Consider the following 25,873-nt stretch of genomic DNA (forward strand, 5'->3'; position numbering starts at 1 on the left):
TCTGTCCTCCGCACCCGCGGCTCGCACTCCCGCGAGGGCCGGTGGCAGGGCGTCGCCGTCGGCCCCGTCCGGGCGGCGGTCAGGCGGCTGTCGGGGGTGGACGCAGACCGGAAAGGCTCTGCGGGCCGGACCGCCGATCAGTCCGACGGGGAGTCCGACCGGCGGGCCGTCGGCCGTCCGGCCCTGCGGCTGTCAGCTTCCCGCGCACTGGCTGCCAGGAACGCGTTGTAGCGGGCCAGGTCGTCGTCCTCGCCGGTGGATTCGGCCCGGTCCGCGGCCCGGTCGAGGCGGCGCTGCTCACGCTGGTCGGCCTGGATCCACTGCCGGACCAGCAGGACCATGACGACGGCGGCGGGGATCTCGCCGAACGCCCAGGCGATGCCGGCGCCCAGCTTCTGGTCGGCCAGGAGCGTGGAAGCCCAATCGGGATGGACGCCGAGGTACCAGTCGGGAGCGATGACCGTGGTGGTCTGCATGAGCACGAGGCCGAAGAAGCCGTGCGCCATCATCGCGGCGAGGTGGATGAGCACGAGGACCGGGTGGGGTACCCGTGGCCGGCCGGGGTCGACGCCGATGAGCACCCAGAACAGCAGGTAGCCGGAGAGGACGAAGTGTCCCAGCATGGCCAGGTGTCCCAGGTGGGAGCGCATCAGAGTGCCCAGCAGGTCGCTGAAGTACAGGCCGAACAGGCTGGCGGTGTAGATGCCGAGGGCCACCAGCGGGTGGGTGAGCAGCCGGGTGGCCCGGCTGTGCAGGGCGAGCAGCAGCCACTCCCGGGCGCCCCGGACCTGCGGTTCGGTCGGACGGCGCAGGGCCCGTAGCGCGAGGGTGACCGGGGCGCCGCCGACCAGCAGGATCGGCACCAGCATGGACAGCACCATGTGCTGCGCCATGTGGGCGCTGAACAGCACGTACGCGTAGCGGGCGAAGCCCAGGCCGGTGGCGGCCGCCAGCACCAGCAGGCCGCCGATCCAGCTCGCGGTGCGGGCCATCGGCCAGTGGTGCCCGCCTTGGCGCAGCCGGCGTACCCCGGCGAGGTAGCCGGCGACACCGACCACGGTCACGGTGAGGAAGAACAGGTCTGGCAACGGCTGCCCCAGCAGGTGCGCCGCCGTGGGCGCGGCCGGCATCGGGAAGCCGAGCACCTCGGTCACCGGGTCGGCGTCGACCGGCTCGGTGACCGGGGTCGGGCTGCGCGACAGCGCCACGGCAAGACCGACGGTCGCGGCGAAGACCACCAGCTCCCCGGCCGCCAGCCGCGCGAACGCGCCACGTCTCCCGGCGGCCAGGGCCGGCAGGGTACGCGCGCGGTGCGCCGCGCCGAGCAGGCCGAGCACCGCGAGCGCGGCCAGTTTGCCCAGCACCAGCCACCCGTACCGGGACTGCCAGAGTTCATCGACGGTGCCGAGGCGCACCGCGGCGTTGGCGAGGCCGCTGACCGCGACGGTGACGAAGCAGGCCAACGCGAGGCGGCTGTAGCGGGCGGCGGTCCCGGGCAGGTTGCGGCTGCGCCGGATGGTCAGCAGCGCGGCCAGCCCGCCGGCCCACAACGCGGCGGCCACCACGTGCAGGGCGAGGCTGGACACGGCGATCTGGTGGTTGCCGGCACCGGCGGCGTGCCCGGTCAACGCCGGCGGCAACAGCCCGACCAGCGCCGTCGCGGCAGCGAGCGCGGCCGTCCGGCGGGACAGGCCGACCCGGGCCGTCACCGCCACCACCGCTGCCAGCCCGGTCTGGGCGAGCAACGCCCGCCCCTGTGTGATGTCGACGCCGAAGCTGACCACCGTTGCCGCACCGAGCCGGCCGAGGGGAACGCCGAGCAGGTCGGAGACCGTGAGTACCAGCAAGGTCAGGGACGCCGCCGCCCAGCCGGCCGCCGCCAGGCCGGCGCGGCGCAGCAGCAGCCACCCGTGCGCGGAGACACTCGCCCCGTCACCGGGCAGCAGGAACGCCGCCGTCGCCGCGAAGCCGACGGTGAGGGTGGCCAACCCGTCTTCGAGTAGCCGTACCGTCGGCAGCGCCCACGTCGTGACCGGTCCCGGGTCGGGCAGGCCCGGGACCGCGGCGGCGAGCGCGCCGCCGAGGCGCAGCGCCAGCAACAGCACCGCCACCGCCGAACCGGTCGCCACCATCGCGACGAGCCATCCACCCGCCGCTGGCCCCGTGCGGCCCGGGCTGCCCTGCCGGGCGCCTATCCGTCCGGTGCTGCCCGACCTGGCGCCGACGGGCCGGTCGGTGGCTGGCTCCCGGCCGTGCGGCCCGGCGGTGGCAGGCTCCGCGGCGACCGATCCGAGGCCGGCCGGTTCGGCCGCCACGGGGCCGGCGGTGTCGGACGGGCGGGGGGAGCGGGGTGTCGGGGACGGCGATGCCGGCTGGCGCACGGTGTGGACCTGGTTTCGGATCGGGTCGCCGGACGGGCCGGCGTCATGGGGTCAGGAGGAGCGGCGGCGGAACAGCAGCAGGGCCGCGCCGGTCACGGCCAGGACGGCGACCCCGCCGGCGGCCAGCAGGACCGGCGGTGGCCCGCCGTCGCCGCCTGCGCCGGTGGCCACCGTGCTGGCCGGTCCGCCGCTGCCGGTCGTCGTCGCGGGCGGTGGGGGCGACGTCGCGGACGCGGCCGGGTCGGCCACGGTGAACCGGTACGAGCCCTGCACCGGGTGGCCGTCGGCGGAGACCACCCGGTAGGCGACGGTGTAGGCGCCGTTGGCCAGCGGCTCGTCGACGCTCACGCTGCCCGCCGTGCCGTCCACGGCCGGCGCGCCGGTCGGCACCTTCCGCCGGCCGGCGTCGCTGAGCACGATGGTCGTGAACTGCGGGTCGAGCCGCTGCAGGAAGCGCAGCGTCACCGAGGTCGGCGCGGCGGTCAGCCGCGCGTCCTGGGCCGGGGTGGCCGATTGCAACGAGTTGTGCGCCGCGGCGGGCGCGGCCGGCACCAGCAGCAGCGCGGTGAGGAGCGCGGCGAGGGCTGCGGTGACACGGGTACGCATAGCGAGCAGGTCCTTCTGGGCAGCGCTCATCCGAGCACCTGCTGGCCGATCCAGCCGCCTTCGGGGCAGCCGGGCGGGATCGCGAAGACGGCGGAGCCGATCGGGCTGGTCCATTCGTTGAGCAGGTCCCGTTCGGCGAGCCGGCGCTGGATGGGTAGGAACTGGCGGACGATGTCGGCCTGGTAGGAGGCGAAGACCAGGCCGCTGTCCGCGCGGCCCTCGGCGCTCGGCGCCCCGTCGTAGTTGTAGGGCCGGCGCAGGATCTTGAGCCGGTCGTCGGTGACGTGCGCGCGGGTCAGGTGGGAGAAATCCGGGATGACGGTGAGCCCGTCCTCGCCGAGCGCGGCGAAGTCCGGCTCGTCGTGCTCGGCCGCGCCGGTCAGCGGCGCTCCGGTGTCGAGCCGCCGGCCGACGGCGAGTTCCCGGTCGGTGCGGCCCAGCAGGTCCCAGGTCTCCAGGTTCATGCTGATCCGCCGCACCACGAGGGTGCTGGAGTCGCGCCACCAGTCCGGCCCGTCGGGCACCCACACCGCGGTATCCACCGGGGCGCCGGGCTTCGGGTTGGCGGTGCCGTCGAGTTGCCCGAACAGGTTGCGCTGCGTGCGTCCCGGCTCCGCGCCGGCGGCCCGGCGGAAGCCCTGCTGCACCCACCGCACGGCGGCGAAGGGTCGGCTGTCCTTGATCAGGACGCGTTGGGCGTGGGCGACGGTGAGCGGGTCGTCGGCGCAGATCTGCAGCAGCAGGTCCCCACCGGACCAGCGTGGCTGCAGCCGGTCGATCCGGAACGCCGGCAGGTCGGCCACCGACGGCGGCCGGCGGTCGTTCCGGCCGGCGGCGGCGTAGAGGCCGGGGCCGAAGCCGAACGTGACGGTGAGTCGGGCTGGCAGCAGGCCGAGTTCCGGCTCGGTGTCGGCCAGCGCGGGGCGGCCCTGGGTGAGCCGGGCGACGTCGTCGGAGAGTAGCCGCAGCATCCGTCCCAACGCGGCCCGGTCGGTGCCCGGCTTCAGGGTGAACGCGACGAACGCGGCGTGCGCCTGCGGCTCGGTGGTCACCCCGGCCTGCCGGGCGCCGTGGAACGGCTCCACCGCCCCGCCCACCCGGGCGACCGGGACCGGCTCTGCGGGGCGTACCCCGAGATCGCCGGAACGGGCGGCGGCGATCGCGGCGCCGCCGGCCAGCGCGCCCCCGGCGGCGACGGCGCCGCCGGTGAGCAGGCCGCGCCTGCTCACTCGGCGGGAGGCCGTGGTCGCGTCGGTCATGCCGCCGGAGTGGTGCTCATGCCCGGCATGGGCTCGCCGTGGCCTGGGGCGTAGGACTCCTGGGCGCCGGTGAACGGCTTCGCCACCGCGCTGAAGGTCTGGGTACGGCCGTCGGCGAAGGTGAGCGTGAAGCTGAGTTCGTCGCCGGCGCGCACCGGCTTGCTGATGTTCATCAGCATCAGGTGGTCCCCGCCGGGCTCCAGCGTGGCGCGGGAGCGCGCCTTGACCACGATGCCGCCCTGCTTGGGCTGCATGACCATCTTCCCGTCCTTCATGGTCATCTCGTGCAGCTCCATCGGGGAGACCTCGGTGGCCGCCTTGGTGATCGTCACGTCGGTGTCGCCGTCGTTGACCAGCGTGCCGAACGCCGCCGTCATGCCCTTGTCGGCGGCCTTGACCCACGGGTCACGCACCCCCAACACCCCGGTGGCCGGGCTCGCCGACGTCGCGGCGGTGACCTTCGGCGTGGCGGTCGTGACCTCTCCCGAGGACCCGCAACCCGCTGCGGCGACGGCGAGAACAGCGGCGGTGCTGAGCAGGATGACCGGGCGAAGCCGGCGAACGTCGGTGGAACTGGGCATGGGAGGTCCCCTCGATGGGTCGATGTCGGATGACCGGTCGGTGCGGCCGGACGGGACGTTGCGCGCGAAGCGGTCACCGCGCGCCGGGCAGTCAGCGGTCAGGCCGCGGTACGCCCTCGCTGCCGGGCGGTTCCGGGATACGGCGGCGGCAGCAGCCGCAGGCCCGGGGCGGGCGCCTCGTCCTCGGCGGGGATCCGCCAGCGGGGAACGTCGGGCCGCGAACGGGAGGACGGACCGCTGGGACGCAGGCCCGGCCGGGACATCGCGACCACGATCGCGTACCCGACCAGGAGGAAGGCGTGGCTGACCAGCCGGGACGTGTCGACGCGGCCGGTCGCCAGGTCGTTGACCGACAGCAGCACCAGCGTGGCGACGAACGCGCTCAACATCGGCACCAGCCCCGTCGGCGGCGTCCGACGGGCCGCCACGAACAGAAACCCCGCGCCGACCGCCACGTTCCACGCCGCCGCCTCGTGCCACAGGTGCCCCGACGCCAACGGGCCCGCCGCGTGCACATGCGGACCGGACGCACCGCGGCCGACCTGCACCAGACCCAACACCACCTGGACTGTGCCGATCAGCCCGAGTGCCACCCGCAACGACGCCACCACGCGCTGCCGCCAGCGGTGCGCCGGCCGGGAGGGCAGCGCACCGAGAACGAGAGCGGTGAGGTCAGGGCCGGCGACGTGCACCGACATCCGGGCCCGCCGGGTGACCGCCGCCGCCTGGCCCAGCCACACCAGACAACCCGCGCAGCCGGCCAGGTGCTCCTCGGCGCCGGCGCGTTCCTCGGGCGACTCCTGCCCGTCCAACTGCGTCGACAGCACGTCACGCCACTGCTCACACCCCATGTTCCGGTAGTCGGCCCGACGGCCGGACCAGTTCCCGCGAGTTCTGAGTGCCGGCGCAGGTCACCCCACCGCGGGTTCGCTCAACCGGCCGTCGTACCCCGTGTTCCCGCGCCGCGAGGGTCACTCAGCGCGGCGACGAGATCCTCGCGGGCCCGCGCCACCCGCGACCGGATCGTGCCCGTTGGGCAGCCGCACACCTCGGCGGCCTCGACGTACGACAGGCCCAGCACCTGCGTGGCGACGAACGCCTCCCGCCGATCCGTCGGCAACGCGGCGATCAGCCGCTCCATCACCACCTGCCGATCGAACCCGCCCCGCACCGGGTCCGCCACGTCGTACCCGTCCGGCAACGGCACCGTACGCGGCCGCGACGTCGCCGTCCGGACATGATCCACCGCGACGCGACGGGCGATAGACAACAGCCACGTCCGCGCCGAGGACCGCCCCGCGAACGACGGCAACGACCGCACCGCGCGCAGGAACCGGCTGGCGGGCCGGCAAGCTGACGGTGCCCCTGCTGCGGCACTCCGCCAGCAGGGGGTGTGTGGTGGGGGAGTTCTACTTCCGCCGCTGAGCAAGCGGCTCCCTGCCGTCGGCGGCTCGGGCCGCCCACGCCGCCCACGGGCGGGCATAGCTTCCACCCGCCTCGAGCAGTTCGGCGTGCGGACCACTCTCGACGATCTCGCCGCGCTCCATGACGATGATGTGGTCCGCGGACACGGCCTGGGTGAGGCGGTGGGCGACAATCAGGGCGGTTCGTCCTTCCAGTGCCGAGGCGGCCGCCTGTTCGAGGTCCCGGGCACCCGCGCTGCCGGCTTCGGCGGTCGCCTCGTCCAGCACCACGACCGCCGGGTCGAGCAGCACCACCCGGGCGAGTGCCACCTGCTGCGCCTGCGCCGCGGTGAGGGCGTGGCCGCCGTCGCCGACCACGGTGTCCAGGCCGTCGGGAAGGTCGAGCGCCCACCGCAGGGCGCCGACGCGGGCCAGGGCCGCGGTCAGTTCGTCCGGCGAGGCTTGTGGGCGGGCCAGCAGCAGATCCTCGCCGAGCGGACCGGCGAACACGTGGGTCTCCTGACTGACCATGGCGATCGTGCGGGCGGGCAGCTCGGTGACGGGGACACCGCCGAGTGTGACGCTGCCCTCCCCGGGCCGCAGGACACCGGCGGCCAGCGAGGCGACAGTGGTCTTTCCGGCGCCGGTGTAGCCGACCAGCGCGACCTGATGACCCGGCTCGACCCGCAGGGAAACGTCACGCAGGACGGGTGTGACCCCGTCGTAGCTGAAGCCGACGCCGGCCAGGACGAGGTCGTGCCCGGACGCCGCGGTGACACCTTCCCGGCGTTCGGCATCCATCCGCAGCACGCCGACCAGGAGGGCGAGGCTGGCCCCCGCGTCCTGGGCCTTGTCGAAGGTGACCATCAACAGGAGGATCGGACCGAACAGGCGGTGCAACAACAGCGCGGCAGCCGAGACCTCGCCGAGGGTGACAGCGCCCTGACGTACGAGGAGAAACCCCACCACCAGCACCGCTCCGAGCCCGGCCAGTTCCGCCCCGCTGATGCGCCCCACGAATCCGTCGGGTCGCGCCGGGTCGGCCGTGGGCGACCAGTAGTCCGTACCGGTCGATGCGGACCACCCGTGGCGTGTCGGTGCCGGGCAGCGTCAGGTGTCGGCGTAGGTAGCCGGCGACCTGCTCGGCGTGGTGGTCGGCGAGGTCGGCCAGTAGTTGCGCCTCGACCGGGTGCAGCGGGTCGGGCTCGGCCTCCGCGTACGCCTCGGGGTCGATGCGGCGCACCTTGTCGGCGCGTTCCCAGCGGACCTCGGCGACCTCGAAGCGGTGCAGGTGGTAGCGGGTGCCGACGTCGAGCAGGTCGCCGGTCGGGTGGGTGGCGGCGAAGTCGACGGCGGCGGGGCGGGCCTCGTCGCCGGCGAGTCGTTCGGCCCAGCCGGAGATCCAGGCCCGCACGGTGCCGCTGGACGAGGTACGCGAGCGGGTCCTGCGCCGGTTCACCGCGCTCAGCGACCAGGGCAACCGGGTGCTCGGCCTCGCCGTGCGGCCCATGCCCGGCGCCACCGCCGTCACCGTCGCCGTCGCCGTCGCCGACGAACGGGAGATGACGCTGGTCGGACTGCTCGCCTTTGCGGACCCGCCCCGCGCGGACGCCGCCGCCGCGATCCGCCGGCTCGCCGGCATGGGCGTCACGGTCCGACTCGTCACCGGCGACAACCGGCAGGCCGCCCGGCACGTCGCCGCCGGCGTCGGCCTCGCCGGCGAACCGCTCGTCGGCGCCGACCTCGCCGCCTGCCCCGACGACCGGTTACCGGAGCGGATCGCCGACGTCACCGTGTTCGCCGAGGTGGACCCGCTGCAGAAGGAACGCATCCTGACCGCGCTGCGCCACCGCGGGGACGTCGTCGGGTTCCTCGGCGACGGCATCAACGACGCCCCCGCGCTGCACGCCGCCGACGTCGGCATCTCCGTCGACACCGCCGTCGACGTCGCCAAACAGGCCGCGGCGATCGTGCTGCTCGACAAGAACCTCGACGTGATCGCCGACGGCGTCCGCCTGGGCCGCCGCACGTTCACCAACACCCTGAAATACATCCGGGTCAACACCAGCGCGTCCTTCGGCAACGTCGTCAGCATGAGCATCGCCACGCTCCTGCTGCCCTTCCTGCCGCTGCTGCCCCGTCAGGTCCTGCTGCTCAACTTCCTCTCCGACATCCCCTACACCACCCTGTCCACCGACCACGCCGACGCCGAGCAGCTCCAGCACCCCCGTACCGTCGACGTCCGGACCATCCGCCGGTTCATGCTGGTGTACGGGTCGATCAGCATCGCCGTGGACCTCCTCGCGCTGGTCGCACTGCACTGGTGGTGGCACGTGCCCACCGACGTCTTCCGCGCCGCCTGGTTCGTCCAGTTCACCGCCACCGAGATCATCGTGCTGCTGGTGCTGCGCTCCAACCGCAGCGTCCTGCGCAGCCGCCCCTCTGCGGCGTTGGCCGGCACCGGGCTGCTGCTCATCGCGGTCACCGTCGCGCTGCCGTTCAGCCCACTCGCCGCGCCACTCGGACTCGCCCCACTTCCACCTGTGGTGTTGGCGACCCTTGCCGCGCTCACACTCGTCAACGTCGCCGCCAACGAGACTGCCAAACACCTCGTCCCGCCCGACCCGACCGGCCCACGGCTCCGGCTACCAGCCCCTCACCCAAAAACCTACAGCGTGTAGGTTTAAGGCCCGCCGTCGAGGAGAAAGTCGGGTAGATGCTGGCCGCACCGAACGCCCTCGCGCTGGGCCCGTCGTTCCTGGACCCGGAGTGGCTCATCTCCACGTTCGGGCTCGTCGGCATCCTGGCCATCGTCTTCGCCGAGTCCGGCCTGCTGATCGGCTTCTTCCTGCCCGGTGACTCGCTGCTGTTCACCGCCGGCCTGCTCGTGGCCGACGGCACCTACCTGCACCAGCCGCTGTGGCTGATGTGCCTGCTGGTGTCGGTCGCGGCGGTCGCGGGTGACCAGTTCGGCTACCTCTTCGGCCGACGGCTGGGCCCCGCGCTGTTCCGGCGACCCGACTCCCGGCTGTTCAAGCAGGAGAACCTGACCAGAGCGCAGGACTTCTTCGGCAGGTACGGGGCGCGTTCCATCGTGCTGGCCCGATTCGTGCCGATCGTGCGGACGTTCACGCCGATCGTGGCCGGCGCGAGCCACATGTCCTATCGCACGTTCCTGGTCTACAACGTCCTCGGCGGCGCGCTGTGGGGGTGCGGGGTCACCACCCTCGGCTACGTCCTGGGACAGGTGGCGTTCGTCCGGAACAACATCGAGTTCATCCTCATCGGCATCGTGATCGTCTCGGTGGTCCCGATCGGCGTGCAGTTGCTGCGTGGACGCCACCGCGCCCGCCGTCGGCAGGTGCAGCGGCGCTGAGGGTTCCTACTCCCGGTCGATGCCTCGCCGTCCGGTGACCGTCCGGTCAGAGCCAGGCGCGCGCCAGGGCCACGAACTCGACGGTCGCTGCGGCTCCCGCCGCAAGACAGCCGGCGCCGAGCAGCGCCGGACCGACCAGCAGCCGTCGTCGCGGCGTGGGCGCGGGCTCGGTGAGTGCCCGCACCCGCAGCACCGCGGCACCGCCGTTGATCCCGAGGGCCGCGGCCGGCCCGGGCTCGGCCATCGCCAGCGAGGCCCGGGCCACGGCCTGGGCGGCCAGGTCACGATCGTCGACGGCTGCGGCGGCATCCTCGTCGGCCCACCGTTCCACCAGAAACGCGACCGACTCACGAACAGGTGCGAGCAGCGGGTTCACCGCAGCCGCTGCCGCGGTGGCCGCCACGAGACGATGGTGGCGGTGCGCCAGGTGGGCCTGCTCGTGAGCGAGGACCACCCGCCGCTCCTCGGCGTCGAGCAGCCGTAACAATCCGGTGGTGACCAGCAGGTGCCCGCTCCGGCCGGGCCGCCCTGGCACGGCGGCGGCGAGTGGCGCGGACCAGTCGGCGACGACCAGACCGTGCTCGGCGGTGCCGACCGCCCGCAACCGTCGATGGGTGGCCAGCCGCCGCCACCCGTCGGCCAGCAGCCGCAGGCTGCCGAAGAGCAGCGCGACCCCCGCGAGGAGCGCAACCGGACCCGGTACCGGCTCGGGCAGCTCCGGAGCTGCGAGGTCGTCGAGCGCCGCCAACGGTGGCAGGTCGTCGAAGGCGGTCAGCGCCAGCATGGTCAGCGACCACGTGGACGAGACCGCGGCGACGACGGCGCAGGCGGCGAGCGACCGAGCGGCCGGGCCGGGCGCGCCACGCCCGGCCAGGCGCGGGGCCGCGCCGGCCAGCACGGCTGCGAGCAGGAGCGGAAGATATACCGTGATGGTCATGAGCGTCGTCGGCGCTCGGCGGCGTCCAGGAGCTTCCGCAGGGCGACGGCGTCACCGTCGTCCAGCGATGCCGCGAACTGCTGGAGCACGGCTTGCCGGTCGGGGCGGCCGGCAAGTGCGGCGCGCATCTGCGTGGCGGCGGCTGTGGCGGCGTCCTCGACCGGCCAGTAGAGGTGCCCCCGACCGGCGCGGCGTCGCGCCACGACGCCCTTGTCGTGCAGCCGAGTCATGATCGTCTGCACGGTGTTGTACGCGAGGTCGCCGCCGATCGCGGCCTGAACCTCGGTCGCCGTCATCGGCTCAGCGTGGGCCCACAGCGTGGCCATCACCTCGGCTTCGAGGGTCCCTGGCGGTCGCCGCCCGCCCTTCGTCGTCACCGTCACCGACCTCCGTGGCCAGGATAGCCCGACGCCGGCGCGTCAGGACCCGCGCTCCGCGGCGCCCGGGGTGTGCCTCACACCGCTGCCCGCTCACCGTCGGGGACTGGTTCCGCCTGCTTCGCCGAGGCGGCCGGCCGGAAGAACACCAGCAGGACGACGGTGGCGTAGACCGCCCAGGTGGCGATCTCCAGCACGGTGGCGCTCGGGGTGAGGTTGATGGTGGCGGCGAGCAGGGTGGCATACCAGGACGCCGGTTCGACCGTACGGGAGACGTCGTAGGCGAGGTCTCCCGCGCCCGGCAGCGCACCTGCGATCTGGAAGCCGTGCACCGCGTACTTGGCGATCCCGGCGGCGATCAGAACCAGCAGCACTCCCGTCCAGGCGAACAGCCGTCCGAGGTCGACCCGGGCGACGGCCCGGTGCATCAGATAGCCCAGCAGCACCGCCGAGAGCACACCGGCGAGCATGCCGAGCAGCGGCGCGACGGTCCGCGTGGCGGCCTCGGCGGCGGCGAAAACCAACAGCACCATCTCCACGCCCTCACGGATGACCGCCACGAAGGCCAGCCCGGCGATCGCCGCCCGGCCCATCCCGAGCGCGGCGGTGAGTTTGCCGGTCAGCTCGGTCTTGAGCGCGCGGGCGCTGCGCCGCATCCAGAAGATCATCCAGGTGACCATCGCCACGGCGACCAGTGACGTCACGGCCTCGAACAGCTCTAGCCGTACGCCTCGGAGCAGTGCCGTGGCGACGTAGGTGAGGACCGCGCCGAGGGCGGCGGCGACCAGCACGGCCGCCCCGACGCCCCACCACAGCGAAGCCCGGGCATCCAGGCGCGCCGAGCGGGCCAGGACGGTGAGCAGGATCGCGACGACGAGCGCTGCCTCCAGCCCGTCGCGCAGCCCGACGAGATAGCTGGCGAAGAAGACCGCGCCCACGTGCACCCCCATACATCGGTCAGCCTCACCTACCCCGCAAACTCCTACAGGTTGTGGGAGTTGTCAAGCTGAGCTGGTTGAATGGCCCTATGAATCACGGTGCGGTCTCGGTCCGTCCGGTGTTCGCGGTCGTACTGGCCGCTCTCGTCCTCATCGCCGTGACGACGGTGCTGGCCGGCCGGCTGAACCACGCCGGCGGCGTCGCCACGGCGGCGCTGCGCGCCGTGGGGCAGCTGGGCGCCGTCGCGCTGTTGATCACCGCCGTTCTGCGGTCGTGGTGGGCCAGCGCGGGTTTCATCACGCTGATGGTCCTCGTCGCGGCGGCGACCTCAGCCCGCCGGATCAGCTCACTGCGCCTCGGTTGGCCGGTACTGATACCCATCGCGGTCGGCTCGCTCCCGATCTGCGCCCTCGTCGTCACGTCCGGCGCGGTACCGCTGACCCAGGTGGCAGTAGTTCCGATCGCCGGGATCCTCGTCGGCGGGGCGATGACCGCCGCCTCACTGGCTGGCCGCCGCGCGCTCGACGAGCTACGCGACCGCCACGGCGAGTACGAGGCGGCGCTGGCGCTGGGCCTCGCGCCCCGCGACGCGGCGCTGGAGATCTGCCGGCCCAGCGCGGGGCAGGCGCTGGTGCCCGCACTGGACCAGACCCGCACCGTGGGGCTGGTCACGCTCCCCGGCGCCTTCGTCGGCGTGCTGCTCGGCGGCGGCACACCCGTCCAGGCCGGGGCGACCCAGCTACTGGTTCTCGTGGCGCTGCTGGCCGTCGAGGCGATCGCCGTCGCGGTGACCGTCGAACTGGTCGCCAATGGTCTGCTCAGCCGACCGGGCCCGCCACACATGACCCGCTCGCCAAGAAGACTCGTCACCAGATCGGCAGGATGACAACGTGAACTACCGCGTGTTCGAACTCATCAACGGCTCCGCCGGACGGTTCGACGGCATCGACGACGTGATGGAGTTCGCCGCGACCTGGCTGCTGTACCTGGTGGCCGCGGCCACCGCGGTCATGGTCGCCGTGGCGCTGCGCCGCCGACGGATCCGTCCGGTGCTCGAACTCGGCGCAGTCCTGTTCCTCGCCTTCGTCGCGGCGACCGTCCTGGCACATCTGAACGGCCAGCTGCGGCCCTTCCAGAGCCACCACGTCCACCAACTGATCCCGCACGACCCGGGAGTCTCCCTGCCCAGCGACCATGCCACCGCGGCGTTCGCACTGGCGTTCGGCGTCTACGCCTTCCTGAGCCGGCGGTGGGGCGTCGTACTGGCCGGTGCGGCGCTGGTCGTAGGCCTCGCGCGGGTGTGGGTCGGTGTGCACTACCCGGGTGACATCCTGGCCGCCGCAGCCATCGCCGGCGTCACCGTCGTGGCCGTCGGTCTGATGAGCCACCAGCAACGTCACCGCATCCCGCCGGTCGCCCCGACGGGTCGAAGAATGTAGCGGGGTGCGGCCGGCGCGGAGGCCAGCGGCGCACCGGAGCGCACCAGGAGTGGAACGCCGACCAAGTCGACGCCAAGTGAGCGCCGTGCGGGGCCGGAGACTCGGGGCACCGGAGCGGTGCCGAGCACAGCTCGGTGCCGGCTGCGAAGCAGGAGCGGCTCGCTCGATGAACGGCTGCGACGCGAAACGCTCATAGCGGGCAAGAGCCACCTTGCCTCGGTCTGCGTGATCGCCTCTGTACTCTGCGCTGTCGGGATGTCGCCCGGCAGTTGTGGACGCCCGACGTGGGGCGGGATGCGGGTTCTGAGGAGAGGGCAGGATGTCGCGGAAGAAGCGGAAGGCAACGGCGCGTACGACGAAGGCGGTCCCGCCGAACAGGCAATCGAAAAAACAGTCTCCCGTGCCGTGGTGGCGGCGCCTGAGCAAGCCGGCCGCCTGGATCGCCGGCGTGGCGACCGTGGTGGTCACCGGTGTTCTCACCACGCTCCCGGTGTGGGTGGGGCGCGAGGGTGTCGACGGCCCGGCCGTCAAGGATTGGATCCGTGAGGTCACGCGGGCGAAGGACGATGTCCGCTACACCATCACCCATGAGAATGACGGTTGGATCATCGCACTGCCCGAAGGAGTCGCCCTGACCCCCGCGCAGAGGAGCTTCCTGGCGAAGTCGTCGTACACCGTGCCGGAGGTCGACGGGTACACCCTGGACCGGCTCGCCGGCGAACTGCGGGCGGTCGGCGGCGCCGAGGTCCCGAAGCAGACGCTGCGGCTGACCGTCGAAGGCCACCGCAACCAGCCGATCCGAGTGGACAGCATCAAGCCCGTCAACATCCACCACCAGAAGCCGTACGACGGCACGCTGTTGCTGGTCCCCCCGCAGGAGGGCGGCAACACCGCCGAGATGGTGTTCAACTTCGACGACGTCGAACCGCAGGCACGGATCGCGCTCGACGACGACAACGGAGGCTACAAACCGGGCGAGCCCTACTTCCTGAAGAAGACCCTCACGATCAAAGACGCCGCCCAGGACGTCGTGGTCATCCGGTCGATGACCACCCGATCGGCGGTGTCCTTCGAAATCCAGATCGACTACCACATCGGGGACGAGGCCCGACACATCGTCATAGACGACGGCGGTCATCCCTTCTCAATCAGTCCGATGCGGTGCGCCGACCACAGCACATTGGACGCCGACGGAGCGCTGATCTCTCAGGGACACGCCAGCTACCAGAAGATCCTGGCCCGGAGCAGCGCCTCGGGAGCCATCGACGATGTACGGAACCCGGGCCACTTCGAACTCGGGACCCCGTTCTGCTGACCCGCAGTGCCGGACGCCGGCCGCACCGACAGGCAGGCGGCTCGCCGGTTGCTTCGTGCCAGCCGGCGGATTCGGTCCAGGCGCACTCCCGCCAGCACGGTACGGCGCGGACCGCGCCGGTCCGCGAGGAACTCGACCAGCTTCGCCGTCTTCTCGATCGCAATCTGACTGAGAGTCACGCCCTCATGCGCCCCCTTGTAAGTTCGCGGCAACTTCACAGACCGCGCCGCCTTCCATCAAGATCACAAGAGTGATCCCGTGCGCGCAGCGTGAGTGAGCGGTCCGAGCAGGGGTTCGGCCGGTCGCGCGACTGAAGGCCGTGCCTGACCTGGAACGGCACGGGTGGCGGCGGCGTCGGCCCCTCGACGAGGCGGTGCACCACGACCGCTGGCCGTAGCGGGTGATTGATCGACCGAACAGCTAATCCAGGTCCGTCTATGCGGCGGCTAGGCTGGCGTTGCACTGAGTCATCCCTTGGCTACGTTGGGAGGAGTTCCATGCGCACCACCGTCAAGGTCCTTGCCGCGTCCGCCCTTGCCGCTCTGAGCCTCGCCACCGCCGGTGCCGCCCCGGCCCTCGCCGCCGCCCCGGCGCCCTTCTGCGAGTCCGGCGCCTCGCAGTTCTACTGCGACGGCAGCAGCACCGGCACGACGACCTGGAGCATCACCTGGTACTCCGGCAGCGTCGGCACCTTCACGACCGCCGGGTCGACCCTCTTCGCCGCCTGCCCGGCCAGCAACCTCGGTCACCCCGTGCGGGCCAGCTACAGCTACTTCGACGGCAGCACGACCCAGTACAGCGGCACCACCCAGTTCATCTGCCGCAGCGGCCCCTGGCAGTAGAGCCCTCCCGCGCCGGCGTACGGGTCACCCGCGCGTACGCCGGCGCGGGCTCCAACACCGGTGTGGGGCTTCGGTAGATCATCAGCATGATCGACGTTCGAGGTGTGGGACCGGGTAGCGGCAGCGCGGCGGCTGCGGTTCGTCGGCGTGCCCGACGTGCACCGCGCTGATCTCACGACCGACGGCCCGGGTCGTGGGGTCGCAGGGGTCCGTCCGAGCCGAAGGCAGGTGCCGAAACGCTGGTAGGCGCGGTGTACCCGCTCGAACGCGACCACGAGCAGGGGCAACGCGGCGGCGATCAACCAGGCGCCCTCGGTGAGCTTGCTCGCGGTGGTGACGATGGCGGCGGCGAAGGTCAGCAGGGCGCCGAAGCCGTTGAGGCGATCTTCCACCGCCAGCCTGGGACGCGCTCGGTCAGCCAGTGCCGGACCATGCCGTACTGCGCGATGGTGAAGGCGACGAACACGCCGATCGCGAACAGCGGGACCAGAGCGTTCACCCGCCCGTCGGCGGGGCCCGTGGTGGCGATGTCGTCGGGGCCAGAGGCGACCGAGGTCGAAGCCGGAACCGGGCCGGTCCATAGGGCAGAGCGGTCGCCGTCACGGCCGCGTCAAAAATCAGGCCGCGGTCGTAGCGGGCGCGTGAAAACCGTCGACGGTGGCCGTCCACCGGGGGTGACATGGCGACGAGGGGTCGAGATGCGGTCCCTCACCGTCCCAGGAGGAACATGATGACTGTCGATCCGGAGCCGTCGGCTCCAGCCGGACGCCAATCGACGCCGACCGGTGTCAGTGTCGCGGCAGGTTGGGCGGTCATGACCGCCGCGGCCCTACTGGCGGCGGCGGTGTTCCCAGCGTCGGAAACGCCGGGGCGGATGCTCGTCATGGCCGTCGCGGCCGGCGTCTTCGCGTCAATGGTGGTGGACCTGCGCGCGGTGGCCGCCGTCACCGCACTCGGGATGGCCACATTCGTCGGATTCCTCGCCAACCAGTTCGGCGACCTGACCGCCACCGCCGACGCCTGGTCGTACGCGTTGGTGATCGGCTTCGCCGGCGCGCTCGGCAGCGGCTACCGATACATGCGGTCCATATCGGGGTCGGCCGGCGAAGTACCTGACCGAGAGCCGGCGCTTCGGCCGTTCCCCTGCGGCCCCGAGCCGGTGGGTTCGCCGCCGGACATGTTCGGTGACTCTCGTGGGGCGTGACCTCGCGAGCGCCCGCCTGGGCACCACCGATCGCGGTGGCCCGGCCAGCCCCGAGTCGACGCGCGCCGCCACCTCGGACGGGTCCTTGTCCATCTGCGTGGAACTGGTCACCGGGCGTGGCCGGGACTGGTGGCCGCGGCCCGGCCGCGTCTTCGCGGCCCATCGCCGGCACACCTTCGCCCAACTGGCCGAGGCGATCGACGTCGCCTTCGGCCGGTGGGACCTGGCGCACCTGCGCATGTTCGTCCTGCCCGACGGCATCGACGTGAGTTGGTCGGCCTGGCGGGACGGGCCGGCGTTCCCCGGCACCCGCGACGGCCGCTCCAGTCGGCTGGACGCGCTGACCGTCGGCACGGCCTTCGCGTACGTGTTCGACCTGGGCGAGGACTGGACGCACCTGTGCACCGTCCGCCGCCCCGACCCCCGCGCCGTGGTGCCGCAGCCGTCGCAGCCGCCCCGCCCCGACCGCGGCTGGGGCGATCTCCCCGACCAGTACGGGCGGCACCGGGCCGACGACAGGATCTGCGCCGCTGCGCCGCGCGGGTCCTCGACGCTGCTGTCGGACCTGCCGCCGATCCTGCCCTCCTGGGGCGCCCAGGTCGGTGGTTCGCCGCCCCGCGCCGCCGGTGTCGCAGGCGGGGCCGCCGCGCGTCGCTGGTGACCCGTTTCACCTGATCAGCGTGCGGGCGTTAAAAGGGCGTCAAGAATCGCCCGGCCGGCGTCATGGTTGCGTTAACGGCCCTGTCCGCCGGACGTCCGAGGCGTTTTGATTGCCCGGCGCGACCGGATGGCGGTCGTGACGATTCCATTGCCGGTTAGAGGAGTCAGCGGTGTCTGACGTGCTGTTCGTGGTGTTGACGGTGGGGCTGTTCGCGGCGCTCGCCCTCGTGGTGAGGGGTGTGGAGAAGCTGTGAGTGCCGTCAACGCCGTCGGCTTGGTGCTGGCGATCGGGCTGGCCGTGTTCCTGGTGGTCGCCCTGCTGTTCCCGGAGCGGTTCTGATGACCATGACAACAGCGGGCGTCGTCTTCGCCCTGTCCCTGGTCGCGGCCCTCGTCGCGGTCTACAAGCCGTTCGGCGACTACATGTTCCGGGTGGTGTCGGGCACCAAGCAGTCCCGCGTCGAGCGGGGCATGTACCGCCTGGTCGGGGTCAACCCGGCCGCCGAGCAGTCGTGGGGCGTGTACGCGCGCAGCGTGCTGGCGTTCTCCGCGATCTCGATCCTGTTCCTCTACCTGTTGCAGCGGGTGCAGGACAAGCTGTGGCTGTCGCTGGGCTTCGATCCGGTGGTGCCGCACGGCGCCTGGAACACCGCGGTGTCGTTCGTGACCAACACGAACTGGCAGTGGTATTCGGGTGAGTCGACCATGGGCCACCTGGTGCAGATGGCCGGCCTGGCGGTGCAGAACTTCGTCTCCGCCGCGGTCGGTATCGCCGTCGCGGTGGCCCTGGTCCGGGGCTTCGCCCGCAGCCGCACCGGCGAACTGGGCAACTTCTGGGTCGACCTGATCCGGATCGTCCTGCGGATCCTGCTGCCGATCGCGGTGCTGGGCGCCCTCGCCCTGATGATCGGCGGCGCGGTGCAGAACCTCTCCGGCGGCACCGACGTCACCACCCTGACCGGGGGAACCCAGACGATCACCGGCGGGCCGGTCGCCAGCCAGGAGGTGATCAAGGAGCTGGGCACCAACGGCGGCGGCTTCTACAACGTCAACAGCGCCCACCCGTTCGAGAACCCCACCTCGTGGACCAACTGGATCGAGATCTTCCTGATCCTGCTGATCCCGTTCAGCCTGCCCCGGGTCTTCGGCCGGATGGTCGGCCAGAACCGGCAGGGCTACGCGATCGCCGCAGTGATGGGCATCCTGGCTGTCGCCAGCGTCGCCCTGACCAACGTGTTCGAACTCGCCGGGCACGGCACCGTGCCGCAGGCGGTCGGCGCGGCCCTCGAAGGCAAGGAGGTCCGGTTCGACGTCTCGAACTCCGCGACGTTCGCCGCGGCGACGACGCTGACCTCGACCGGCGCGGTCAACTCGTTCCACGACTCCTACACCGCGCTGGGCGGCGGAATGCTGCTCGGCAACATGATGCTCGGCGAGGTCGCCCCGGGCGGCACCGGATCCGGCCTGTACGGGTTGCTGATCCTCGCGGTGATCACCGTGTTCGTCGCCGGCCTGATGGTCGGTCGCACGCCGGAGTACCTGGGTAAGAAGATCGGTTCGAGGGAGATCAAGTTCGCCTCGATGTACTTCCTGGTCACCCCCGCGCTGGTGCTGGCCGGAACAGCGGCGGCCTTCGCGACCGGTAACAACTCCACCGCGCTCAACGTCGGCCCGCGCGGGCTCTCCGAGGTGCTCTACGCGTTCACCTCGGCGAGCAACAACAACGGTTCGGCGTTCGCCGGTATCACCGTGAACACGCCCTGGTGGAACACCGCGCTGGGGCTGTGCATGCTGCTCGGCCGGTTCCTGCCGATCATCTTCGTGCTCGCGCTGGCCGGCTCGCTGGCCCGCCAGAATCCCACCCCCGCCTCCGAGGGCACCCTGCCGACCCACAAGCCGCTGTTCATCGGCATGGTCGTCGGCGTCACGGTGGTCCTCGTCGCGCTCACCTTCCTGCCTGCGCTCGCGCTCGGCCCGCTGGCCGAAGGGCTGTGACCACCATGAGAGAGAAGGACATGACCACGTCCACGCCGGCGCCGCACGGCACCGCCGACGCGGCCACCGCCGGCACACCCGCCACCCAGGGCAACCGGGTCGGAGGCGGCCTGCTCGATCCGAAGCAGCTACTCCGATCCCTGCCCGACGCGTCGCGCAAGCTCGACCCGCGCACGCTGTGGCGCAACCCGGTGATGCTGATCGTCGAGATCGGCGCGCTGTTCACCACCGTGCTCGCCGTCGCCGACCCGTCGGTGTTCGCGATCGCCATCGCGGTCTGGCTCTGGCTGACCGTGCTCTTCGCCAACCTCGCCGAGGCGGTCGCGGAGGGCCGGGGCAAGGCGCAGGCAGCCACGCTGCGGCAGGCGAAGAAGGACACCGTCGCGACCCGGCTGGTCGGCTGGACGCCGGGCGCCGCCGCGAACACCTACCGGGACGAGGCCGTCCCGGCGCCGGAACTCAAGCAGGGCGACGTCGTGCTGGTCGAGGCCGGCAACATCATCCCGGGCGACGGTGACGTCGTCGAGGGCATCGCCAGTGTCGACGAGTCGGCGATCACCGGCGAGTCCGCCCCGGTCATCCGCGAGTCCGGCGGCGACCGCAGCGCGGTCACCGGGGGGACGAAGGTCCTCTCCGACCGGATCGTCGTGAAGATCACCCAGAAGCCGGGGGAGAGCTTCATCGACCGGATGATCGCGTTGGTCGAGGGCGCGAACCGGCAGAAGACGCCGAACGAGATCGCGCTCAACATCCTGTTGGCCGCCTTGACGATCATCTTCCTGCTCGCGGTGGTGACCCTTCAACCCCTCGCCATCTTCTCCAAGGGCTACCAGGCCGCCGCGCCGGACTCCGGGGCGATCACCGACGCCGGCGTCACCGGCGTCGTGCTGGTGTCGCTGCTGGTCTGCCTCATTCCGACCACGATCGGCGCGCTGCTGTCCGCGATCGGTATCGCCGGCATGGACCGCCTCGTGCAGCGCAACGTGCTGGCCATGAGCGGCCGGGCGGTCGAGGCGGCCGGCGACGTCAACACGCTGCTGCTGGACAAGACCGGCACGATCACCCTCGGCAACCGGCAGGCCGCCGAGTTCGTCCCGGTCGAGGGCGGGACCGCGGCCGAGGTCGCCGACGCCGCCCAGCTGTCCAGCCTGGCCGACGAGACGCCCGAGGGACGCTCGGTGGTGGTGCTGGCCAAGAACGCGTACGGGCTGCGCGAGCGCGAACCCGGCCTCATCCCGCACGCCACCTTCGTACCGTTCACCGCGCAGACCCGGATGAGCGGCGTCGACCTCAGCGCCGACACCGGTGAGGGCCCGGCGCGCCGGGTCCGCAAGGGCGCCGCCGCCGCCGTGATGAAGTGGGTACGCGAAAACGGCGGCCACCCCACCGAGCAGGTGGGGCAGATCGTCGACGAGATCAGCGGCATCGGCGGCACCCCCCTCGTCGTCGCCGAGCACATCGACGGGGAACCGGCCCGCGCCCTCGGGGTGATCCACCTCAAGGACGTGGTCAAGGCCGGCATGAAGGAACGGTTCGACGAGATGCGCCGGATGGGCATCCGCACCGTGATGATCACCGGGGACAACCCGCGCACCGCGAAGGCCATCGCGGACGAGGCCGGCGTGGACGACTTCCTCGCCGAGGCCACGCCGGAGGACAAGCTCGCCCTGATCAAGAAGGAGCAGGAGGGCGGCCGGCTGGTCGCGATGACCGGCGACGGCACCAACGACGCGCCGGCTCTGGCCCAGGCGGACGTCGGCGTGGCCATGAACACCGGCACGTCGGCCGCGAAGGAGGCCGGCAACATGGTCGACCTCGACTCCGACCCGACCAAGCTGATCGAGATCGTGGAGATCGGCAAGCAGCTCCTGATCACCCGCGGGGCCCTGACGACCTTCTCGATCGCCAACGACATCGCCAAGTACTTCGCGATCATCCCGGCCATGTTCGCCGGCATCTACCCGAGCCTGGACACGTTGAACATCATGCGGCTGTCCAGCCCGGAATCGGCGATCCTGTCGGCGGTCATCTTCAACGCACTGGTGATCATCGCGCTGATCCCGCTGGCCCTGCGCGGCGTGCGCTACCGCCCGGCCAGCGCCTCGAAGCTGCTCAGCCGCAACCTGTGGCTCTACGGCCTCGGCGGCATCGTGGTGCCGTTCGTCGGCATCAAGCTCATCGACCTGCTCATCCAGTTCGTCCCAGGGATCTGACATGCGCCTTCCCAGTTGGCTCACCCAACACCTGGCCGCCCTGCGCGCCGTACTCGCCTTCACCGTGCTGCTCGGCCTGGCCTATCCGCTCGCCCTGGTCGCGGCCGGGCGGCTTCCCGGCCTGTCCGGCAGGGCGGAGGGCTCCCTGATCACCGTGAACGGCAGGACCGTCGGCAGCTCGCTGATCGGGCAGTCGTTCACCGACGCGGACGGCAACCCCGTGCCGCGCTACTTCCAGTCCCGCCCGTCCGCGGCCGGCGACGGCTACGACCCCACCTCCACCTCGGCCAGCAACCTCGGCCCGGAGAGCGTCGTCGACACCCTCTCGACCGACCCGGAGGCAGCCTCCGAGAGCCTGCTCACCCAGGTCTGCGCCCGATCCAAGGCGGTCGGTGAACGGGACGGCGTGGACGGGCGGCGGCCCTACTGCACGCCGGACGGGGTGGGCGCGGTGCTGGCCGTGTTCCGCGCCGACGGCCTCACGGGCCGCATCACCCGGGTGGTCAGCGTCAACCAGGTCGCCCCGGCCACCCCGTTCGTCAGCTCGTGGCAGGGCGTGCCGGTCGAGCTGGCCAAGCCGGACGAGGACTACGTGGCCGCCGGCGGGCTGATCGTCCCGGTCCGGGGCGACGCGCCGGCGGAGCCGGCGGTGCCGGCCGACGCGGTCACCGCCAGCGGCAGCGGCCTCGATCCGCACATCTCCCCGGCGTACGCGGAGATCCAGGTGGCCCGGGTCGCGCGTGAGCGCGGCGCGGACCCCACAGCGGTCCGGGCCTTGGTGGAGAAGCACACCACCGGCCGGTCGCTCGGCTTCATGGGCGAGCCCGGTGTGAACGTGCTGGAGCTCAACCTTGCGCTCGACGAGAAGTTCCCCGCACGCTGACGCCCGACGTCGGGCAGGGTCGGCCCCGGGTCGGCCCTGCCCGAACCGTCCCCACCAGAGAGGATCTTCTGCGTGTCACGAGGAGAGCTTCGCATCTATCTCGGGGCCGCCCCCGGCGTCGGCAAGACCTACGCCATGCTGGAGGAGGCCCAACGGCGGGCCGAGCGTGGCACGGACGTGGTGATCGGTTTCGTCGAGACGCACGGCCGGAAGCACACCGCCGCGATGATCGGTGATCTGGAGCAGGTGCCCCGCCGTACGATCACCTACCGAGGGGTCGAGTTCACCGAGATGGACCTCGACGCCGTCCTCGCGCGCCGGCCCGAGGTGGTGGTGGTCGATGAGCTCGCCCACACCAACGTCCCCGGCTCCCGCCACGACAAGCGCTGGCAGGACGTCCAGGAGCTGCTCGACGTCGGGATCAGCGTGTTGACCACTGTCAACGTCCAGCATCTGGAGTCGATCAACGACGTCGTCGCGCAGATCACCGGCACCACTCAGCGCGAGACGGTGCCCGACGAGGTGGTCCGCGCCGCCGAGCAGGTCGAGCTGGTGGACATGACGCCGGAGGCGCTGCGCCGCCGGATGGCGCACGGCAACATCTACCGGCCCGACAAGATCGACGCCGCTCTGGGCAACTACTTCCGGGTCGGCAACCTCACCGCGTTGCGCGAACTGGCGTTGCTCTGGCTCGCCGACAAGGTCGACGAGCAGCTCGACGCGTACCGGGCCCAGCAGGGCATCTCGGACACCTGGGAGGCGCGGGAACGGGTCGTGGTCGCGCTCACCGGCGGCCCCGAGGGCGAGACGCTGATCCGCCGGGCGGCCCGGATCGCCGCCCGGAGCAAGGGCGCCGACCTGCTCGCCGTGCACGTGGCCCGCAGCGACGGCCTGGCCGGCGCCGACCCCGCCCAGCTCGCCCGGCAGCGGGTGCTGGTGGAGAGCCTCGGCGGCACCTACCACCAGGTGCTCGGCACCGACGTGCCTCAAGCGCTGCTCGACTTCGCCCGGGGCGTCAACGCCACCCAACTCGTGCTCGGCGCCAGCCGACGGGGACGCCTGGCGCAGGTGTTCTCCCGCGGCGTCGGCGTGACCACCACCGCCCTGTCCGGCGCCATCGACGTGCACCTGGTCACCCATCCGGAGGCGGGTCAGGGCCGGCGGACGCGCGGCGTCCCGGCGGCGCTCTCGCGCCGCCGCCGACTGCTCGGCTTCGCCCTCGCCGGGTTCGGCATGCCGCTGCTCACGCTGCTGCTGCGGACGCTGCCCGACCTCACCCTGACCAACGACATCCTGCTCTTCCTCGCCGGCGTGGTCGGCGTGGCGCTGGTCGGCGGGCTGTGGCCGGCGCTGGTCGCCGCGCTCGGCGGCTCGCTGCTGCTCAACTGGTACTTCACCCCGCCCTACCGGACGCTGACCATCGCCGAGGCGGACAACCTGCTCGCGCTCGGCGTCTTCGTCGGCGTCGCCCTCGCGGTCAGTTGGGTGGTCGACGTGGCGGCCCGCCGTACCCGGGAGGCGGCCCGTGCCTCCGCCGACGCGCAGACCCTCGCCGTCGTCGCCGGCGGGGTGCTGCGCGGGCAACGGCCGCTGCCGGCGCTGCTGGACCGGCTCCGGGAGACCTTCGGCCTGCGTGCGGTCAGCGTGCTGGAGTTGGCCGCCGAGGCGGAGGGGCGACCTGGGCGAGCCCGCGAGGAAGGCGCCTGGCGGGTCGTGGCCAGCGTGGGGGAGACACCGGCGTGCAGCCCCAGCGCGGGGGAGACAGCGGTACCGGTCGACGATCGGCTGACCGTCGTGCTCTCCGGTCGTCGCCTGGAGGCCGCCGACCGGCGCATCGTCGAGGCGTTCGCCGCCCAGGCCGCCGTCGCGCTGCGCCAGGAGCGCCTCGCCGAGGAAGCGGCCACGGCCCGCCCACTGGCCGCCGCCGACCGGATGCGCACCGCGCTGCTCGCCGCCGTCAGCCACGACCTGCGGACGCCGCTGGCGTCGGCCAAGGCCGCGGTGAGCAGCCTGCGCAGCCACGACGTCGAGTTCGACGCCGACGACCGGGAGGAGTTGCTGGCCACCGCCGACGAGTCGCTGGACCGGCTCGGCCGACTGGTGGCGAACCTGCTCGACATGAGCCGGCTGCAGGCCGGTGTGCTGGGCGTCAGCTCCACGGCGATCGGGCTGGAGGACGCCGTACCCCGGGCGCTGGATGAACTGGGCCCGATGGCGGCCGACGTCACGACCGACATCCCGGCGGACCTGCCGGCCGCCGAGGCCGACCCGGGGTTGCTGGAGCGGGTGTTGGTCAACATCGTCGCCAACGCGTTGCGGCACAGCCCACCCGGCCGGCCGCCCACCATCACCGCCAGCGCCCACGCCGGCCAGGTCGAGCTACGGGTGATCGACACCGGCCCGGGCATCCCGGAGGACCAGTGGGAGCACGTGTTCCTGCCGTTCCAGCGCCTCGGCGACCGGGACAATCAGACCGGGGTGGGGCTCGGACTGGCCTTGTCCCGCGGCCTGGCGGAGGCGATGGGCGGCAGCATCACCCCCGAGACCACCCCCGGCGGCGGTCTCACCATGGTGCTGCGGCTACCCGCCACGACGCCGGCCACCTCGGAAGGGCCGTCCGAATGACCCGGATCCTCGTCGTGGACGACGAACCGCAGATCCTGCGCGCTCTGCGGATCAACCTGCGGGCCCGCGGCTACGACATCGAGGTCGCCGACACCGGCGCCGCCGCGCTGACGGCCGCCGCCAGCCACCTGCCGGACCTGGTGGTGCTCGACCTCGGCCTGCCCGACATCGACGGCTTCGACGTCATCCGCGGGCTGCGCGGCTGGACCACCGTGCCGATCATCGTGCTCTCCGGCCGGGCCGGCAGCGAGGACAAGGTCGCCGCCCTCGACGCCGGCGCCGACGACTACGTCACCAAACCCTTCGGCGTGGACGAACTGCTCGCCCGCATCCGCGCGGTCACCCGCCGCCTCACGCCGACAGCGGCCGATGCTCCGGCGCCCTCCGCGACGGCTGCCCCCCGGGTGGGCCGGCACACCGTCAACCTCGCCGACCGGACCGTCACCCGCGACGACGGTGCCGAGGTCCGGCTCACCCCCACCCAGTGGGCCATGCTCGACAAGCTGCTGCGCCACCCCGGCAAGCTGATCAGCCAGCGGCAGTTGCTGCACGACGTGTGGGGACCCGAATACCAGCACGAGACCAACTACCTGCGGCAGTACATGGCCCAGCTGCGGCGCAAGCTCGAAGACGATCCCGCCCGCCCCCGGCACCTCATCACCGAACCGGGCATGGGCTACCGCTATCAGCCCTGAGCGCGACAGCCTGGCGCTCCGGCCCGGCATGCGGGGGTCCGCACTCTTGCCGAGCGGCGTGGGGATGCGTGCCCCCACCTGGTGGTCGAGGAGTGGCCGGCCTCGAAGGTGTCCTGCCTCCCGGCCGACGGTGGCGTCGGTCC

24 protein-coding genes and 2 pseudogenes are annotated in these 25,873 nt (G+C 72.3%); 14 read left to right on the top strand and 12 right to left on the bottom strand.

All coding sequences use genetic code 11. The features are described 5' to 3' along the window. Positions 1 to 137: 137 nt before the first annotated feature. The 8 genes and pseudogenes from ACLQ2W_RS25725 to ACLQ2W_RS25760 form a co-directional block, all read right to left on the bottom strand. Positions 138 to 2,132: a cytochrome c oxidase assembly protein gene (locus tag ACLQ2W_RS25725; RefSeq protein ID WP_425789370.1), complete on the bottom strand. Its 1,995-nt coding sequence runs from the start codon at positions 2,130 to 2,132 to the stop codon at positions 138 to 140. Positions 2,133 to 2,432: 300 nt separating this feature from the next. Beyond that, complete coding sequence (locus ACLQ2W_RS25730) at positions 2,433 to 2,987, bottom strand: copper resistance CopC family protein (protein WP_425789523.1); 555 nt, start codon at positions 2,985 to 2,987, stop codon at positions 2,433 to 2,435. A 26-nt stretch (positions 2,988 to 3,013) separates the two neighbouring features. Then, positions 3,014 to 4,246: a Dyp-type peroxidase gene (locus ACLQ2W_RS25735; protein WP_425789372.1), complete on the bottom strand. Its 1,233-nt coding sequence runs from the start codon at positions 4,244 to 4,246 to the stop codon at positions 3,014 to 3,016. After that, positions 4,243 to 4,827 (bottom strand): copper chaperone PCu(A)C, encoded by a 585-nt coding sequence (locus ACLQ2W_RS25740; RefSeq protein ID WP_425789374.1) that lies wholly within the window; start codon positions 4,825 to 4,827, stop codon positions 4,243 to 4,245. Before ACLQ2W_RS25740 ends, ACLQ2W_RS25735 begins: the two co-directional genes overlap by 4 nt. Before the next feature lie 98 nt (positions 4,828 to 4,925). Beyond that, a complete protein-coding gene (locus ACLQ2W_RS25745; RefSeq protein ID WP_425789376.1) occupies positions 4,926 to 5,678 on the bottom strand; it encodes a zf-HC2 domain-containing protein in 753 nt (250 codons plus the stop codon). Positions 5,679 to 5,758: 80 nt separating this feature from the next. Further along, positions 5,759 to 6,160, bottom strand: a pseudogene (locus ACLQ2W_RS25750) (sigma-70 family RNA polymerase sigma factor); the annotation flags it as partial. A gap of 76 nt (positions 6,161 to 6,236) precedes the next feature. Then, on the bottom strand, positions 6,237 to 7,097 hold the full coding sequence (locus tag ACLQ2W_RS25755) for an ATP-binding cassette domain-containing protein (RefSeq protein WP_425789378.1): 861 nt from the start codon (positions 7,095 to 7,097) through the stop codon (positions 6,237 to 6,239). Between the two features lie 115 nt (positions 7,098 to 7,212). Next, positions 7,213 to 7,641 (bottom strand): annotated as a pseudogene (locus tag ACLQ2W_RS25760) (DUF2470 domain-containing protein); the annotation flags it as partial. Positions 7,642 to 7,645: 4 nt separating this feature from the next. Here ACLQ2W_RS25760 and ACLQ2W_RS25765 point away from each other — a divergent pair. Both ACLQ2W_RS25765 and ACLQ2W_RS25770 read left to right on the top strand, forming a co-directional pair. Then, positions 7,646 to 8,911, top strand: coding sequence for an HAD-IC family P-type ATPase (locus tag ACLQ2W_RS25765; RefSeq protein WP_425789380.1), 1,266 nt, complete (start codon positions 7,646 to 7,648; stop codon positions 8,909 to 8,911). A 35-nt stretch (positions 8,912 to 8,946) separates the two neighbouring features. Beyond that, a complete protein-coding gene (locus ACLQ2W_RS25770) occupies positions 8,947 to 9,606 on the top strand; it encodes a DedA family protein (RefSeq protein ID WP_425789382.1) in 660 nt (219 codons plus the stop codon). Positions 9,607 to 9,652: 46 nt separating this feature from the next. Here the strand turns inward: ACLQ2W_RS25770 and ACLQ2W_RS25775 are convergent, their stop codons facing one another. The 3 genes from ACLQ2W_RS25775 to efeU form a co-directional block, all read right to left on the bottom strand. Next, the gene (locus ACLQ2W_RS25775; RefSeq protein ID WP_425789384.1) at positions 9,653 to 10,543 is read right to left on the bottom strand and encodes a M48 family metalloprotease; all 891 of its coding nucleotides are present in this window, start codon (positions 10,541 to 10,543) and stop codon (positions 9,653 to 9,655) included. Further along, positions 10,540 to 10,926, bottom strand: a complete 387-nt coding sequence (locus ACLQ2W_RS25780) for a BlaI/MecI/CopY family transcriptional regulator (protein ID WP_425789386.1) — start codon at positions 10,924 to 10,926, stop codon at positions 10,540 to 10,542. Before ACLQ2W_RS25780 ends, ACLQ2W_RS25775 begins: the two co-directional genes overlap by 4 nt. 71 nt (positions 10,927 to 10,997) lie before the next feature. Continuing rightward, on the bottom strand, positions 10,998 to 11,870 hold the full coding sequence (gene efeU, locus ACLQ2W_RS25785; RefSeq protein WP_425789388.1) for an iron uptake transporter permease EfeU: 873 nt from the start codon (positions 11,868 to 11,870) through the stop codon (positions 10,998 to 11,000). A 77-nt stretch (positions 11,871 to 11,947) separates the two neighbouring features. On the opposite strand from efeU, the gene ACLQ2W_RS25790 reads away from it, so the two are divergent. The 4 genes from ACLQ2W_RS25790 (at position 11,948) to ACLQ2W_RS25805 (ending at position 15,455) form a co-directional block, all read left to right on the top strand. Next, on the top strand, positions 11,948 to 12,745 hold the full coding sequence (locus ACLQ2W_RS25790; protein ID WP_425789390.1) for an ABC transporter permease: 798 nt from the start codon (positions 11,948 to 11,950) through the stop codon (positions 12,743 to 12,745). Between the two features lie 4 nt (positions 12,746 to 12,749). Continuing rightward, a complete protein-coding gene (locus tag ACLQ2W_RS25795; protein WP_425789392.1) occupies positions 12,750 to 13,298 on the top strand; it encodes a phosphatase PAP2 family protein in 549 nt (182 codons plus the stop codon). A gap of 319 nt (positions 13,299 to 13,617) precedes the next feature. Beyond that, positions 13,618 to 14,613, top strand: a complete 996-nt coding sequence (locus tag ACLQ2W_RS25800) for a hypothetical protein (protein ID WP_425789394.1) — start codon at positions 13,618 to 13,620, stop codon at positions 14,611 to 14,613. 497 nt (positions 14,614 to 15,110) lie between these two features. After that, a complete protein-coding gene (locus ACLQ2W_RS25805) occupies positions 15,111 to 15,455 on the top strand; it encodes a hypothetical protein (RefSeq protein WP_425789396.1) in 345 nt (114 codons plus the stop codon). 355 nt (positions 15,456 to 15,810) lie between these two features. Here ACLQ2W_RS25805 and ACLQ2W_RS25810 read toward each other — a convergent pair whose 3' ends face one another. Then, positions 15,811 to 15,954, bottom strand: coding sequence for a hypothetical protein (locus ACLQ2W_RS25810; RefSeq protein WP_425789398.1), 144 nt, complete (start codon positions 15,952 to 15,954; stop codon positions 15,811 to 15,813). Between the two features lie 231 nt (positions 15,955 to 16,185). Here ACLQ2W_RS25810 and ACLQ2W_RS25815 point away from each other — a divergent pair, with 231 nt between their 5' ends. The 8 genes from ACLQ2W_RS25815 (at position 16,186) to ACLQ2W_RS25850 (ending at position 25,730) form a co-directional block, all read left to right on the top strand. Beyond that, the gene (locus ACLQ2W_RS25815) at positions 16,186 to 16,659 is read left to right on the top strand and encodes a hypothetical protein (RefSeq protein ID WP_425789400.1); all 474 of its coding nucleotides are present in this window, start codon (positions 16,186 to 16,188) and stop codon (positions 16,657 to 16,659) included. Then, positions 16,649 to 17,320, top strand: coding sequence for an IS1096 element passenger TnpR family protein (locus ACLQ2W_RS25820; protein ID WP_425789402.1), 672 nt, complete (start codon positions 16,649 to 16,651; stop codon positions 17,318 to 17,320). Before ACLQ2W_RS25815 ends, ACLQ2W_RS25820 begins: the two co-directional genes overlap by 11 nt. Before the next feature lie 249 nt (positions 17,321 to 17,569). Next, positions 17,570 to 17,659 carry a K(+)-transporting ATPase subunit F gene (kdpF, locus tag ACLQ2W_RS25825; RefSeq protein WP_074475088.1) on the top strand — a complete coding sequence of 30 codons (90 nt, stop codon included), beginning with the start codon at positions 17,570 to 17,572 and terminating at the stop codon, positions 17,657 to 17,659. Then, positions 17,659 to 19,314 carry a potassium-transporting ATPase subunit KdpA gene (kdpA, locus tag ACLQ2W_RS25830; protein WP_425789404.1) on the top strand — a complete coding sequence of 552 codons (1,656 nt, stop codon included), beginning with the start codon at positions 17,659 to 17,661 and terminating at the stop codon, positions 19,312 to 19,314. The genes kdpF and kdpA overlap by 1 nt, the downstream gene beginning before the upstream one ends. Positions 19,315 to 19,334: 20 nt before the next feature. After that, entirely contained in the window at positions 19,335 to 21,527 is a 2,193-nt protein-coding gene (kdpB, locus tag ACLQ2W_RS25835) for a potassium-transporting ATPase subunit KdpB (protein WP_425789406.1), read from the top strand. A gap of 1 nt (position 21,528) precedes the next feature. Then, positions 21,529 to 22,410: a potassium-transporting ATPase subunit C gene (locus ACLQ2W_RS25840; RefSeq protein WP_425789408.1), complete on the top strand. Its 882-nt coding sequence runs from the start codon at positions 21,529 to 21,531 to the stop codon at positions 22,408 to 22,410. A 72-nt stretch (positions 22,411 to 22,482) separates the two neighbouring features. Next, positions 22,483 to 25,035, top strand: a complete 2,553-nt coding sequence (locus tag ACLQ2W_RS25845; RefSeq protein WP_425789410.1) for a DUF4118 domain-containing protein — start codon at positions 22,483 to 22,485, stop codon at positions 25,033 to 25,035. Further along, positions 25,032 to 25,730, top strand: a complete 699-nt coding sequence (locus ACLQ2W_RS25850) for a response regulator (protein ID WP_425789412.1) — start codon at positions 25,032 to 25,034, stop codon at positions 25,728 to 25,730. The genes ACLQ2W_RS25845 and ACLQ2W_RS25850 overlap by 4 nt, the downstream gene beginning before the upstream one ends. Positions 25,731 to 25,873 lie beyond the last annotated feature (143 nt).

Origin of the sequence: Micromonospora sp. DT227, from assembly GCF_049841835.1 — a bacterium.
In the GTDB taxonomy this organism is placed as follows: domain Bacteria; phylum Actinomycetota; class Actinomycetes; order Mycobacteriales; family Micromonosporaceae; genus Micromonospora.

Coding starts and splice junctions, on each gene's coding strand:
- ACLQ2W_RS25725 (WP_425789370.1), bottom strand. CDS start 2,132: ATGGTGGCGACCGGTTCGGCGGTGGCGGTGCTGTTGCTGGCGCTGCGC.
- ACLQ2W_RS25730 (WP_425789523.1), bottom strand. CDS start 2,987: ATGCGTACCCGTGTCACCGCAGCCCTCGCCGCGCTCCTCACCGCGCTG.
- ACLQ2W_RS25735 (WP_425789372.1), bottom strand. CDS start 4,246: ATGACCGACGCGACCACGGCCTCCCGCCGAGTGAGCAGGCGCGGCCTG.
- ACLQ2W_RS25740 (WP_425789374.1), bottom strand. CDS start 4,827: ATGCCCAGTTCCACCGACGTTCGCCGGCTTCGCCCGGTCATCCTGCTC.
- ACLQ2W_RS25745 (WP_425789376.1), bottom strand. CDS start 5,678: ATGGGGTGTGAGCAGTGGCGTGACGTGCTGTCGACGCAGTTGGACGGG.
- ACLQ2W_RS25755 (WP_425789378.1), bottom strand. CDS start 7,097: ATGGTCACCTTCGACAAGGCCCAGGACGCGGGGGCCAGCCTCGCCCTC.
- ACLQ2W_RS25770 (WP_425789382.1), top strand. CDS start 8,947: ATGCTGGCCGCACCGAACGCCCTCGCGCTGGGCCCGTCGTTCCTGGAC.
- ACLQ2W_RS25775 (WP_425789384.1), bottom strand. CDS start 10,543: ATGACCATCACGGTATATCTTCCGCTCCTGCTCGCAGCCGTGCTGGCC.
- efeU (WP_425789388.1), bottom strand. CDS start 11,870: ATGGGGGTGCACGTGGGCGCGGTCTTCTTCGCCAGCTATCTCGTCGGG.
- ACLQ2W_RS25790 (WP_425789390.1), top strand. CDS start 11,948: ATGAATCACGGTGCGGTCTCGGTCCGTCCGGTGTTCGCGGTCGTACTG.
- ACLQ2W_RS25800 (WP_425789394.1), top strand. CDS start 13,618: ATGTCGCGGAAGAAGCGGAAGGCAACGGCGCGTACGACGAAGGCGGTC.
- ACLQ2W_RS25805 (WP_425789396.1), top strand. CDS start 15,111: ATGCGCACCACCGTCAAGGTCCTTGCCGCGTCCGCCCTTGCCGCTCTG.
- ACLQ2W_RS25815 (WP_425789400.1), top strand. CDS start 16,186: ATGACTGTCGATCCGGAGCCGTCGGCTCCAGCCGGACGCCAATCGACG.
- kdpA (WP_425789404.1), top strand. CDS start 17,659: ATGACCATGACAACAGCGGGCGTCGTCTTCGCCCTGTCCCTGGTCGCG.
- kdpB (WP_425789406.1), top strand. CDS start 19,335: ATGACCACGTCCACGCCGGCGCCGCACGGCACCGCCGACGCGGCCACC.
- ACLQ2W_RS25840 (WP_425789408.1), top strand. CDS start 21,529: ATGCGCCTTCCCAGTTGGCTCACCCAACACCTGGCCGCCCTGCGCGCC.
- ACLQ2W_RS25850 (WP_425789412.1), top strand. CDS start 25,032: ATGACCCGGATCCTCGTCGTGGACGACGAACCGCAGATCCTGCGCGCT.